The 12,510-nt window shown below is 64.3% G+C and carries 10 protein-coding genes and 1 tRNA gene; 8 read left to right on the top strand and 3 right to left on the bottom strand.

Features of this window, described 5'->3' with window-relative positions; all coding sequences use genetic code 11:
* The first annotated feature begins 44 nt into the window (after positions 1-44).
* Positions 45-1,427, top strand: a complete 1,383-nt coding sequence (gene ppnN / locus AC3DEZ_RS06325) for a nucleotide 5'-monophosphate nucleosidase PpnN (RefSeq protein ID WP_488387457.1) — start codon at positions 45-47, stop codon at positions 1,425-1,427.
* A 39-nt stretch (positions 1,428-1,466) separates the two neighbouring features.
* Here the strand turns inward: ppnN and AC3DEZ_RS06320 are convergent, their stop codons facing one another.
* Positions 1,467-2,495, bottom strand: a complete 1,029-nt coding sequence (locus tag AC3DEZ_RS06320; protein WP_488387456.1) for a sensor histidine kinase — start codon at positions 2,493-2,495, stop codon at positions 1,467-1,469.
* A 127-nt stretch (positions 2,496-2,622) separates the two neighbouring features.
* On the opposite strand from AC3DEZ_RS06320, the gene AC3DEZ_RS06315 reads away from it, so the two are divergent.
* The 6 genes from AC3DEZ_RS06315 to AC3DEZ_RS06290 are packed head-to-tail and all read left to right on the top strand — an operon-like array spanning position 2,623 to position 9,507.
* On the top strand, positions 2,623-3,210 hold the full coding sequence (locus AC3DEZ_RS06315; protein WP_488387455.1) for a GspH/FimT family pseudopilin: 588 nt from the start codon (positions 2,623-2,625) through the stop codon (positions 3,208-3,210).
* A gap of 16 nt (positions 3,211-3,226) precedes the next feature.
* Positions 3,227-3,676 carry a type IV pilus modification protein PilV gene (gene pilV, locus AC3DEZ_RS06310; protein WP_488387454.1) on the top strand — a complete coding sequence of 150 codons (450 nt, stop codon included), beginning with the start codon at positions 3,227-3,229 and terminating at the stop codon, positions 3,674-3,676.
* 2 nt (positions 3,677-3,678) lie between these two features.
* Positions 3,679-4,794, top strand: coding sequence for a prepilin-type N-terminal cleavage/methylation domain-containing protein (locus AC3DEZ_RS06305; protein WP_488387453.1), 1,116 nt, complete (start codon positions 3,679-3,681; stop codon positions 4,792-4,794).
* The gene (locus tag AC3DEZ_RS06300; RefSeq protein ID WP_488387452.1) at positions 4,791-5,336 is read left to right on the top strand and encodes a pilus assembly PilX family protein; all 546 of its coding nucleotides are present in this window, start codon (positions 4,791-4,793) and stop codon (positions 5,334-5,336) included. The genes AC3DEZ_RS06305 and AC3DEZ_RS06300 overlap by 4 nt, the downstream gene beginning before the upstream one ends.
* Positions 5,337-5,380: 44 nt before the next feature.
* On the top strand, positions 5,381-9,085 hold the full coding sequence (locus tag AC3DEZ_RS06295) for a pilus assembly protein (protein ID WP_488387451.1): 3,705 nt from the start codon (positions 5,381-5,383) through the stop codon (positions 9,083-9,085).
* A 5-nt stretch (positions 9,086-9,090) separates the two neighbouring features.
* The gene (locus AC3DEZ_RS06290; RefSeq protein WP_488387450.1) at positions 9,091-9,507 is read left to right on the top strand and encodes a type IV pilin protein; all 417 of its coding nucleotides are present in this window, start codon (positions 9,091-9,093) and stop codon (positions 9,505-9,507) included.
* Between the two features lie 73 nt (positions 9,508-9,580).
* On the opposite strand, the gene AC3DEZ_RS06285 is transcribed toward AC3DEZ_RS06290, so the two are convergent.
* Together AC3DEZ_RS06285 and AC3DEZ_RS06280 are read right to left on the bottom strand one after the other, a co-directional pair.
* A tRNA-Asn gene (locus AC3DEZ_RS06285) sits at positions 9,581-9,657 on the bottom strand.
* A gap of 52 nt (positions 9,658-9,709) precedes the next feature.
* A complete protein-coding gene (locus AC3DEZ_RS06280) occupies positions 9,710-10,282 on the bottom strand; it encodes a GspH/FimT family pseudopilin (RefSeq protein WP_488387449.1) in 573 nt (190 codons plus the stop codon).
* Positions 10,283-10,437: 155 nt separating this feature from the next.
* Here AC3DEZ_RS06280 and uvrB point away from each other — a divergent pair, with 155 nt between their 5' ends.
* Entirely contained in the window at positions 10,438-12,453 is a 2,016-nt protein-coding gene (uvrB, locus tag AC3DEZ_RS06275; protein ID WP_488387448.1) for an excinuclease ABC subunit UvrB, read from the top strand.
* The last annotated feature ends 57 nt before the right edge of the window (positions 12,454-12,510 follow it).

The following is a 12,510-nucleotide window of genomic DNA, read 5'->3' as shown; positions in this document are numbered from 1 at the left end:
AAGTCATCGGGTCATGACACGAAAGAACGACAGGAAACAAGCATATGAGTGAAGCGCCATCGAGGGCGTTGCCGGTACAGAACGCGCAGATCCACCCCCGCGGGGCGCTGGATGTGCTGTCCCGGGCCGAAGTGGCCCGCCTGCGCGATGCCTCTGCCGGAGGCATGCACGACCTGCTGCGACGATGCGCGCTGGCGGTCCTGACCAGCGGCAGCGCCTCGGATGATCCACGCGCCGCCCGCGATCTGTATCCGGATTTCGACATCCAGGTGCTGCAACAGGATCGCGGGGTCCGCATCGACCTGGTCAACGCGCCGGCGATGGCCTTCGTCGATGGCGAGATCATCCGCGGCGTGGCCGAGCTGCTGTTCGCCGTCGTCCGCGATCTGGCCTACACCGCCATCGAACTGGGGCCGGACTGCAAGGACGATCTGGACACTTCGTCGGGCATCACCAATGCGGTGTTCGGTCTGCTGCGCAACGCGCGCATCCTGCGCCCGGCGGATCCCAACCTGGTGGTGTGCTGGGGTGGTCATTCCATTTCACGCGACGAGTACCTCTACACCAAGCAGGTCGGCTACGAGCTGGGCCTGCGCGGCCTGGACATCTGCACCGGCTGCGGACCGGGCGCGATGAAGGGCCCGATGAAGGGCGCCACCATCGCCCACGCCAAGCAACGCCGCCGCACCACGCGCTACATCGGCATCACCGAGCCGGGCATCATCGCCGCCGAATCGCCGAACCCGATCGTCAACCACCTGGTGATCATGCCGGACATCGAGAAGCGCCTGGAAGCCTTCGTCCGCATCGGCCACGGCATCATCGTGTTCCCCGGTGGCGTCGGTACCGCCGAGGAGATCCTGTACCTGCTGGGCATCCTGCTGCAGGACGAGAACGCCGAACTGCCATTTCCGCTGATCCTGACCGGCCCCACCATCGCCGCACCTTATTTCGAGCAGATCGATCAGTTCATCCGCCTGACCCTGGGTGAGGCAGCGACCAAGCGTTACGAGATCATCATCGGTGATCCGGTGGCGGTGGCGAAGCGGATGGGCGCCGGGATCCGCAAGGTGCGCGAGTACCGCATCCAGCAGAAGGATTCGTTCTTCTTCAACTGGGCGGTCGACATCCCGGGCGATTTCCAGCAGCCGTTCGTGCCCAGCCATGAAGCCATGGCCGCGCTGGATCTCCATCATGGCCGCCCCGCGCATGCGCTGGCGGCGGATCTGCGGCGCGCGTTCTCCGGCATCGTGGCCGGCAACGTCAAGGAAGACGGCATGCGCCGGATCGAGGAGTTCGGTCCGTTCGAAATCCATGGCGACGCCGACATGATGCAGGCGCTGGATGGCCTGCTGCGGGCCTTTGTCGAGCAGCGCCGGATGAAAATCGCCGGCGAATACAAGCCCTGCTACCGGGTACTGACCTGACCGGGAAGGGACCGGCTTCGGACGAAGCCGTCCCTCTTTTCATCCGGTTTTCGGCAGGCGGATGACCGCGCTGTACCGAGCGTCTTCCGCTTGTACATCCAGGGCGCCACGGCCCTGAGTGAACGCAAGGATGCGGGCCCTGACCGCGTTCTGGCCAATCTGGTGTCCGGGTATGGGCGTGGTCTTCGCCGGCACGCTGTTCTGGACGCTGACAAGGATCCATCGTTCGGATTCCTGTACCTGGATCCGGATGCTGCCGCCATCCGGATCCGGTTCCACACCGTGCCTGACCGCATTTTCGACCAGCGGCTGGATCGAAAGCGTGGGCAGGTTCGCCAGCGGAACCGGGTCCGGTACTTCCCAGGTCACCCGCAAGCGGTGTCCGAAGCGCAGGCTTTCGATGTCCAGATAGCGCCGGGTGAGGGCAAGCTCGTCGGCCAGCGCCAGCTGCTGGGGACCGGCCAGGGCCGCCCGGAACAGATCCGCGAGATCCAGCAGGACGCGCTCGGCATCCTCGGGGCGCTGGTGTACCAGCGCGGCGCCGGTATTGAGCGTGTTGAACAGGAAGTGGGGACGGATGCGTGCCTGCAACGCTTCCAGTTCGTACTGCTTGGCATGCAGCGCGTGTATCTGTCCCTGCCAGTGGTTCTGGAATGCCGCCAGGCCCAGCAGACCCACCGTCAGGGTGATGCCCAGCGCTTTCAGCATCAGGCCGTTCCAGTCCAGGAGCAGGCGTGCGCCGCTGCTCTCCACCAGCACCCGCGCGACCAGGGCGAGAAGGACGCAGTACAGCAGCGAGAACAGCAGGGCCACGCCAGCCACCCCGGGAGGCGAGATGCCACGCAGGAGGCCGCGCAACACGTACAGGCTGCCCAGCGTCAGCAGGGCCACCCACTGGATCCAGAACGAGGCGAGCCCGAAATAGACCAGCCACCGGTCGCGGTCGAGCCCGGGCGCAAGCGAGAGGGCAATCGCCAGACCCTCGCCTCCCACCAGCACCCACAGGATGACCTCGGAGCGCCAGAGCGCGTCGAGCGGCGATGTTCGGGCTGGCGTGGATGGAGGCATGGCGTCACCGGAGAGGGCGTCCGGCCGCCGGGGGGATGGTTCCGGCCGTCCGTCGGTTCTTCATGGATTGGTTGGGGCGGGGGACGTTAATTTGAACTGGATGTCATCCGAGGGGAAGAGGACAGGCATGCGCGACGACAAGAACCGGACCGGAAACACCGGCACCGGCGGATTTACCCTGATCGAACTGTTGATCGCGTTGGCTGTCCTGGCCGTGGCGCTGGCCTTGGCTGCGCCGAGTTTCCAGGACCTGATTGCCCGCAATCGCGTGACCGCTGCCGCCAACGAGTTGGTGGCCACCCTTCAGATCGCCCGGACCGAGGCCATCCGGCGCAACAAGCGGGTCGTCCTGTGCCCGAGTACGAATGGCACTTCGTGCCAGGGGGCCGACTGGAGACGGCTCGTGATGTTCGTGGATGCGAACGCCGACGGCAATCCGGGAGGAACGGGCGATGTCGTCGTACGTGACGTCACCGCGTCGGCCGGCGGGCTGGCCATCCAGGGCAGTCCCAACGTGTCCAGCAACAGCCGCATCTGGTTCGCCGCCGATGGCCTCGTGCGTGCCGGAAATCCCGCGGTCCGGACCGGCAGACTTTCGGTATGTTCGAGCCGCCTGCCGGCGGCCGAAAACAGCCGCGAAGTCCGGTTTGCGGTTAGCCGCATCAGCGTGGCGACGGCCAGCGGGACCGCCGCCTGCAGCGCCCCCGGCGACTGAACCGAGGAATACACACATGCGCAAGCTCCATCGTCCCGGGGGAAGTACGCTGCTCGAGGTGCTGATAGCCGTGTTCGTGCTGGCCATCGGCATGCTGGGGATCGCCGCACTGCAGGCGGTCACGCTGAAGAATTCGGGTGGCTCCGCCGAACGCACCAACGCGGTCATCCAGAGCTACGCCATGCTCGACGTCATGCGTGCCAATCGTTCCGTTGCGCGCGCCGGACAATACAACCAGGGCTGGCTGTGCCAGGAAGCCGACATCCCCGATGACGCGGCGAATGCGAACGCGCGCGCCGACGTCAATCGTTGGGTCGGCAACCTGCATGCCCAGGTGGGTCCGTCGGCCTGTGGCCGGATCCAGTGCGGCGCCAACGACTGCGAAGTCGAAGTGCGCTGGGACCAGAGCCGCGTCACCGGTGGGAGTGATACGCCAACCGCCATGAAAACCACGAGCAGGCTGTGATGATGAACGGACGGAATGCCTCCAAGGTCCGCAATGCGTACGCGCAGCAGGGTTTATCGCTGATTGAGCTGATGATCGCCCTGCTGCTGGGAACGATCGTGGTGGTCGCCGCCAGCGCCGTGTTCCTGTCCAACAAACGGGTCTATGGGACCAGCGAAACGGTTGGACGACTGCAGGAAAACGAGCGGACGTCATTCGAACTGATGTCGCGCGATCTTCGCGAGGCCGGCGGAAATCCCTGTTCGACGTCGGCCAACGTGGTCAGCCAGCTCAAGAGCGGCGACAACACCTGGTGGACCAACTGGGGAGGTGGACTGCGCGGCTATGGCGGCAACGACACGCTGCCGGGAACCGTCAACGGTACGGGCGCCGGAGAGCGCGTCGCCGGTACCGATGCGGTGGATGTATCCCTGGCCAACGATGGCAACATCCGGGTGGTCCAGCACGACAATCCCAGTGCCAACCTGATGGTCAACAGCGTGGAAGGCATCGCCACCGGCGACATCCTGCTGGTCTGCAACATGGACTATGCGTTCACCTTCGAAGTGACCCAGTTGAATTCGGCGGGCGGCATCGCCGGCATCCAGCACAACGGCGGCGGTGGCGGCGGCACGACGGGCAATTGCGCCAATGAGTTCCAGCATGTCCGCGACTGCGCGACCGGCGCGAGCGGAACCCATGGCTATTGCTTCATGGTGCCCAATCCCACCAGCGTCAATCCCAACTGCGACAAATTCAGTACATCGCCCGCATCGATTTCCCGGGTGACCAGTTCGCGCTGGTACATCGGCAACAACGGGCGGGGAGGCCGCTCGCTGTACCGGGCGACGGTGAGGAACACCTCCGGGACAAACACGCCCAATCTTCTGGCTGTCGAAGAGATCGCCGAGGGCGTCACCGGCATGGTCATCCGTTACCTGAGCGCGGGCAGCAATACCTATCAGGCGGCCTCCGCCGTCGGCAACTGGTCACAGGTAACCGCCGCACGTGTCGATCTGACTTTCGAAGGTACCGAAGGCGCACTCTCGGGATCCTACATCCAGGGGACCGACGGCGCGGCGCTTAATCGCCGATCGAGCAACGTGGTCGCGCTGCGCAACCGGGAGAGCCTGCTATGAAGTCGCCCGCATTCACTCCAGGGGCCGCGCAACGTGGCGTCGCGCTGGTGGTGGTGTTGCTGCTGTTGCTGCTTGTCACCCTCCTGGGACTGGCGGCGATGCGTGGCACCTGGCTGCAGGAACGCATGAGCGGCAATCTGCGTGCGCGCAGCATGGCGTTCCAGTCGGCGGAAGCGATCCTGCGCGAGGCGGAAGCCTATGTCGCCAACCAGCGTCCGGTGATGCCTGCCGCGGGCGCCGGGTGCGCCGCGGGGCTCTGCGGCATGCCGGCCAACGGCGCCGCATCGGCGTGGGAGTCGGCCGGATTCTGGGATAGCGCATCCAACTACCGTGCTTCCAGTCTTCAGGAGGAAGGGCAGGCGATGGGTTACGTGGTCGAGGACATGGGCAAGGGCGAGGACGTTTCCGACGATTGCACGACCTCCATCGATATGTCCGCATCCGCATGTTCCACCACGGTCCAGCGCTATCGCATCACCGCGTTCGCCCGACTGGCGAACGGATCCGAAGTAACCCTGCAATCGCGGTTCCAGGTGCAGTGATGGGGACTCCAGACATGACATCCCGACTCGTTCCGAACAAGAACATGCGCAGCAACGTCCTGCCGGTACTGGCGACGTTCCTGTCCACGCTCCTGGCCATGCCATCGGCGATGGCGGCGAGCTTCCCGCAGTATCCGTTGCAGACCGGCGCGAGCAACGTCGCTCCCAATATCCTCTTCATCCTGGATGATTCGGGATCCATGACCGACAGCGTCATGACCAATCCCGATCTGGGGACGGTGTGCCGGCGCCAGAGCAACGGCAACTGCGCCAGCGGCACGACGATCAGCGATGACGTCTATACCAGCAACACGCTCAAGTACAACCCGGCGACCGCGTATCAGGCCTGGATCACCCATAGCGGCACCCGCATGAGCGATGGCCAGACCTTCCCGACGGCTTTCAGCAGCAACAACCTCGGGTCGGGCAGCACCACCAATCTTTCGAGCAGCGTACAGACGTTCTACGTACCGAAGGACACGACCCGGACCGACGCCGCCTATCTCGGCAACAGCCTCAACTACTATCGTTTTCAGATCCGCACGATGGGCGGAGCAAGCCGGGTCATCCGCAGCGAGCTCGTGTTGGGTGGTGGACTGGGTACGGCGACCAGTTCTTCGACACGTACATGGAACTTCACCGTCAATGGCAGCACCGATTGGCGCGAGAACCTGACGCTGGACGCCAACCAGACGCTCGACGTCCAGATGACCGGTACCGGCAACGCCGCTCTGCGCCTCTACACGTCGGACCGGTGGGGAAACAACACGGTGGTCTGCGAACCGCTGAGAAACAACAGCACCGAACAATGCACCGCCAATACGGCCGGTGACTACATGATCCGGGTGACCCGTCAGGGCAACAACAGCAGCAGCAATGGCGCGGTGACGATCACCTCCACGGTGAGCGACGCCAACAACGGCTGCCAGACGGCGTCCTCGAATACCTATGCCTGGGGCAACTGTTCGTTCACCCTGCCTGCGTCCGCGACCTCGGCCGGGCGGGATGAAGCCGCCGAGCTGAACAACTACACGACGTGGTACTCCTACCACCGCACCCGCATGAAGCTGGCGAAGGCGGGCGCGAGCGAGGCGTTCGCATTGCTGGGCGACAATGTCCGCGTCGGCTATCGGACCATCTGGAACAACAACAACTACGACATCCCGGTGGGTCTCTACGAGGACAACCGCGAGGGTGTCTTCAAGGGGACCGCGCGGGAAACCTGGTTCAACAGCCTGTTCGGCGCCACCGGCAACAACGGCACGCCGCTGCGCGGCGCGCTGGACGCGGCGGGACAGTATTTCTCCGGTACCGAAGCCGGTGGCCCGTATGGCCCGCAGTCGGGTTCTTCCCAGCTTCAGTGCCGGCAGAACTTCGCGATCCTGACCACCGATGGTTACTGGAACAGCAATTTCGGTTCCATCAGTGCAGGCGATCAAGAAGGCTCCAACGGCGAACGGATCATCGATCACTCGCTCCGCGACACGGATCCGAACTACAACATCGCCCGTTATCAAGCTGGCCATCCCTTCAGGGACGGCAACAACCTCAACCGGGAAAACACCCTGGCTGACGTGGCGATGAAGTACTGGAAGAGCGATCTGCGCACGGACATGGACAACATCGTGCCGCGCAGCAGCACCAATCCGGCGTTCTGGCAGCACATGGTGACCTTCGGCATCTCCATCGGCCTGAAGGGATCACTGGACCAGTCCAGCGTGGCTCAGATACGTCGCGACGGCCGGCCCCGGTTGAATGGTGCGGAAGTCAGCTGGCCGGATCCCCAGATGACCAACCAGAGCGGTACGGCGGAAATCCCGGCACGCGTGGACGACCTGCTGCATGCGGCCGTCAATGGTCATGGCGAATTCATCGCGGCCACCAGCGCCAACGGGTTCCGGGATGCGCTCAACAGCGTGCTCGGCCAGATCCAGGCGCGCCTGGCGTCGGGTTCGAACGTGGCCACCAACAGCACATCGTTCCAGTCCAACACGAGCATGTATCAGGCGACCTACATGTCCGGCCTGTGGACCGGCGATCTCATCGCCAGGGACGTGACGGAAGCGGGCGGCATCTCGTCGGCAATCGACTGGCAGGTATCGCAGCGGATCTCCGCGTCGATGACCGACAGCAACAATCGCAATGATTTCGATGATCGCACCGTGATGACCTGGAGTGGCACGGCGGGTGCCGCGTTCCCCACCGGGGGCCAGAGCACACTGCTCGCACGGGCGACGGGCGCGGCGATCGTGACGGGCCCCGACAATGCCAACTACATCAAGGGCAGCCAGGCGCTCGAGCAGTCCAACCGCGGCCTCCTGCGCAACCGCTCGTTGCTGCTGGGCGATATCGTCAACTCTTCACCGTTCTATGTGAAGGACACCGAGACCATCTATGTCGGCGCCAACGACGGCATGTTGCATGCCGTCAATGCGCTGACCGGCGATGTGGTGTTTTCGTATGTGCCTGCGGGCCTGGACTTCGCCAAGCTTGCCTCCCTCAGTGATCCCGACTATGTGCACAACTTCTTTGTCGATGGTCCGGTGACGGTCAGCAGCCAGAACGTGCAGGCGGGAACGAACTACCTTGTCGGCACGCTCGGCCGCGGTGGCAAGGGCGTGTTTGCCCTGGACGTGAGCGATCCCAGCCGCTTCGCCGCGCGGAACGTGCTGTGGGATCACACGGTGACCACGGACGCGGACATGGGCTATGTGCTTGGGGCCCCGGTCATCGCGCGTGGCAACAACGATGAAGTCCTGGCCATCGTCCCGAACGGTATCGACAGCACCAACGGAGATGCTGTGCTGTATGTCTACGACGTGGCCACCGGTACGCAGCGGGCGAAGATCGCCGTGGGCCAGGCCGGAAGCAATGGTCTGTCCGCCCCACGCGCCGCGGACGTCAATGGTGACGGCAAGGTCGATTACGTCTATGCAGGAGACCTGCATGGCAACGTCTGGAAGTTCGATCTGAGTGCCACTTCGGCGAACAGCTGGGGGATGGCGCTGGGTGGCGCGCCGCTGTTCACGGCCGTGGATGACGCCGGCAACGCCCAGCCGATCACCGGTGGCCTGGCCATCGCGCGCGAGCCGGGCAACAGGCGGATCTGGGTCACCTTCGGTACCGGCCGGCTCATTTCGCTGCCCGATCTGGATGCCAGCCAGAGCGGCCAACAGAGCATTTACGGCATCATCGACGATGGCACGGCGGTCGCCGACCGCGATGAGCTGACCATACGGACGATTGCGGCGGTCAGCACGGATCTGAGCAAGCGCGCTTTCGAATCGTTCGCCGCGCTTCCGACCGATTCGCGCGGCTGGTACATCAATCTGGGCGTGCCGCTCGCTGGCGAGCGGGTGGTCAGTGGCCCGCGCATCGACGGACGGGCGGTCTGGGTTTCCAGCGTCGTGCCGGATGCGGGTGATGGTTGCGAGTCAGGGGGCACCGGCTATCTGAATGCCCTGGATGTGTTCACCGGTACCAGCCCGGGAGATGGCAGTGGAAATTCGATTTCCTACTTCGATCTCGACGGCAACGGAAGTGGAGACAATGACTACATCACCGATTCGGATGGCAACAGGCATGCGGTGGGTTCGGTTAACCTGAACATCGGCATGCCCACCGAGTCCAGCCAGATCGATGAACTGGTGCTGGTCTGCGGTTCCGATGGCACCTGCAAGGACGTCAAGGTGCCCCCGGGAATCGGTCAACCCAAGCGCCTTGGCTGGCGTGAAATCTTCACCAGGTGACGAACATGAATGACGGACGTGCCCAGACTCAGGGATTCACGCTCATCGAGCTGATGATCGTGGTGGCGGTGATCGCCATCCTGGCAGCCATCGCCTATCCCAGTTATCAGAGCCACATCATCAAGACCCGGCGCGCGACAGCGGCCGCCTGTGTGATTGAGCTTGCCCAGTTCATGGAGCGTGAGTACACAACCAATCAGTCGTACGAGGACGCTACGCTCCCGCAGACAAGCTGCCAGAACGATCTCAACGCGTTCTACAGTTTCGCCTTCCCGTCACCGCCAACGGCGACGGCCTTCAGCATCACCGCAACCGCCCAAGGCGTCCAGGCAAACGACACGCAATGCGGCAACCTGACGATCAACGAGCGAGGAACCAAGAGCGTCAGCGTCTCCGGCACGGATCCGAGCGTCTGCTTCTAGCCGATCGCGGTACGGCTTTGCAGGCGTGAAAAACAAAGAGCCCGCATCTAGCGGGCTCTTTGTCTCTGGAATCTGGCGCCCGAAGTTGGACTCGAACCAACGACCCCCTGATTAACAGTCAAGTGCTCTAACCGGCTGAGCTATTCGGGCGGGGTCCGCTATTGTAATCAAGCCGGCGGGAACGGGGCAAGCCTCCATGGCTTCAGCCGCGGCAGGGTTCGCCGGAGGCCGCGCGCCGGCTGCGCGCGCGGCCTCCGTTGTTCACCACCACTTCCGACATCAGTCGTTCCCGCAGGCAGATCCGCACGGTCAGATTGCTGCCGGCGCTTCGGCCGTCCGGCAGGTAACGCAGTTGCGGCCGCCCCACCGATGAGCGGATCCGGAAGTCGGGTGGCAGCGGTACGGCCTCGTAGCGGAGCACGTCCTCGGTCGCGTCCGGCTTCCGGTTGCCGTCCGGGTCGAAGAACATCAGCCAGCCTTGCCCCCAGTCGCCATCGGCCCGGCATCCGGCCTCGACACCGTCGGAGGGGCAGACAGCGGTGGCCCGGCGGTAGGTGACCGCGGTCTGGCGGGCACTGGCGAAATGCGAAGTCAGCAGATAGCGGACGGTATCGGCGCGGTTCTGCTGGACAAGGTACTGATAGGAGGGAAGGCCGACGCCGACACCGATGCAGGCAATGAACATGGCCACCGCCAGTTCAAGCAGGGTAAGGCCGCTCTGGGCGTGGCGCGGAGCGGGAAAGGGGAAGACGGGAAGGCCGCGCATCCTGCGCATGAAATCTCCAGTTGGACCGTGTGCCGGACATTCAGGTTCGGGCAAGGGAGGTCATCCAGGCCATCGGACGGGACCATGAAACGGGGTAGGAAATCTCCCCGCGCGTCGGTCAGGGCGGGATCGCTATACTCAGCGATCGCATTCGGGACGCCCCCATGACCGACCGCTTCCAGCTCGTTTCCCCCTATTCCCCGGCCGGTGATCAACCTCAGGCCATCCAGAAACTGGTCGAGAACTTCGAATCCGGCCTCGCCAAGCAGACCCTGCTGGGCGTGACGGGCTCGGGCAAGACCTACACCGTCGCCAACGTGGTCCAGGCCGTGCAGAAGCCGACCCTGGTGATGGCGCCGAACAAGACGCTGGCGGCGCAGCTGTACGGCGAATTCAAGTCGTTTTTTCCGCACAACGCGGTGGAATACTTCGTCAGCTACTACGACTATTACCAGCCAGAAGCCTACGTGCCGTCGTCGGATACCTTCATCGAGAAGGACAGTTCGATCAACGAGCACATCGAACAGATGCGGCTCTCGGCGACCAAGGCGCTGCTGTCGCGTCCGGATGCGCTGGTGGTGGCCACCGTTTCGGCGATCTACGGCCTGGGCGCGCCGGAGGACTATCTGTCGTTGCGGCTGATCCTTTCGCTGGGCGAGCACATGGATCAGCGTCAGCTGATCAAGCACCTGACCGAGCTGCAGTACACCCGCAACGAGTACGAACTGCAGCGCGGCACGTTCCGGGTCCGCGGCGAGGTCATCGATGTGCACCCCGCCGAAAGCGATGCCGAGGCGCTGCGCATCGAGCTGTTCGATGGCGATGTGGAGAACCTGACCCTGTTCGACCCGTTGACCGGCGAAACCCTGCGCAAGCTGCAGCGCTACACGGTCTACCCGAAGACCCACTACGCCACGACCCGCGACCGCGTCCTGACCGCCATCGACACCATCAAGATCGAGCTGAAGGAGCGACTTGAGCTGCTGTACGCCCAGAACAAGCTGGTCGAGGCGCAACGCTTGGCCCAGCGCACCCAGTTCGACCTGGAGATGATGGCCGAGGTCGGCTACTGCTCCGGCATCGAGAACTACTCCCGCCATCTCACCGGCAAGGCGCCCGGAGAGCCGCCGCCGACCCTGTTCGATTACCTGCCGGCCGATGCGCTGCTGGTCATCGACGAGTCGCACGTGACCATTCCGCAGATCGGCGCCATGTACAAGGGCGACCGTTCGCGCAAGGAAACCCTGGTCGAGTTCGGCTTCCGTCTGCCGTCGGCGCTGGACAACCGGCCGCTGCGCTTCGAGGAGTGGGAGGAACGGTCACCGCGCAGCATCTACGTGTCGGCCACGCCGGGGCCCTATGAACTGCGTGAATCCAACGGCGAGATCGTCGAACTGGTGGTGCGTCCGACCGGCCTGGTCGACCCGGAAGTGGAAATCCGGCCAGTCGGCACCCAGGTCGACGATCTGCTCTCGGAAATCAACCTGCGCGTGTCCGGGGGCGATCGCGTGCTGGTCACCACCCTGACCAAGCGGATGGCCGAAAACCTGACCGAATACCTCGGTGAACACGGCATCAAGGTGCGCTACCTGCATTCGGACGTGGACACCGTGGAGCGTGTGGAAATCATCCGCGACCTGCGCCTGGGCAAGTTCGATGTGCTGGTCGGCATCAACCTGCTGCGAGAGGGCCTGGACATGCCGGAGGTGTCGCTGGTGGCAATCCTGGATGCCGACAAGGAGGGCTTCCTGCGCTCGACCGGCTCGCTGATCCAGACCATCGGCCGCGCCGCCCGCAACCTGCGCGGCAAGGCCATTCTGTATGCGGACAAGATGACGCGATCCATGCAGGCGGCCATCGACGAGACCAGCCGGCGACGGGAAAAACAGCTGGAGTACAACGCCGAACATGGCATCACCCCCAAGTCGGTGGCCAAGCCGATCATCGATATCCTGGAAGGCGCGCGCGGCGATGCTGGCGAGGCCAAATCGGGACGTGGCAAGCGCAGGGTGGCGGAGGATCGCACCGAGTACGCCGTGCTGGACCCGGCCCAGGCGCTCGCCCGCATGAAGTTGCTAGAGCAGCAGATGTACCAGCACGCGCGGGATCTGGAGTTCGAGGATGCCGCGCGCCTGCGCGACGAGATCCGCAAGCTCAAGGAGGCCAGCCTGGCCGGCTGACGCCACCCGCGCCGCCGGGCGTTCCAGCGGCGGACCACCGCAGTGGCGCCCGCCGGC

Source organism: Pseudoxanthomonas sp. 134C1 (genome assembly GCF_057773065.1).
Note: the sequence above shows the minus strand (reverse complement) of the source record. Positions and strands in the feature narration are given on the sequence as shown.

Bases quoted from the DNA above. Each gene is read 5' to 3' on its own strand.
- uvrB (WP_488387448.1), top strand. From the start codon at position 10,438: ATGACCGACCGCTTCCAGCTCGTTTCCCCCTATTCCCCGGCCGGTGAT.
- AC3DEZ_RS06295 (WP_488387451.1), top strand. From the start codon at position 5,381: ATGCGCAGCAACGTCCTGCCGGTACTGGCGACGTTCCTGTCCACGCTC.
- AC3DEZ_RS06305 (WP_488387453.1), top strand. From the start codon at position 3,679: ATGAACGGACGGAATGCCTCCAAGGTCCGCAATGCGTACGCGCAGCAG.
- AC3DEZ_RS06300 (WP_488387452.1), top strand. From the start codon at position 4,791: ATGAAGTCGCCCGCATTCACTCCAGGGGCCGCGCAACGTGGCGTCGCG.
- AC3DEZ_RS06320 (WP_488387456.1), bottom strand. From the start codon at position 2,495: ATGCCTCCATCCACGCCAGCCCGAACATCGCCGCTCGACGCGCTCTGG.
- ppnN (WP_488387457.1), top strand. From the start codon at position 45: ATGAGTGAAGCGCCATCGAGGGCGTTGCCGGTACAGAACGCGCAGATC.
- AC3DEZ_RS06315 (WP_488387455.1), top strand. From the start codon at position 2,623: ATGCGCGACGACAAGAACCGGACCGGAAACACCGGCACCGGCGGATTT.
- AC3DEZ_RS06290 (WP_488387450.1), top strand. From the start codon at position 9,091: ATGAATGACGGACGTGCCCAGACTCAGGGATTCACGCTCATCGAGCTG.
- AC3DEZ_RS06280 (WP_488387449.1), bottom strand. From the start codon at position 10,282: ATGCGCAGGATGCGCGGCCTTCCCGTCTTCCCCTTTCCCGCTCCGCGC.
- pilV (WP_488387454.1), top strand. From the start codon at position 3,227: ATGCGCAAGCTCCATCGTCCCGGGGGAAGTACGCTGCTCGAGGTGCTG.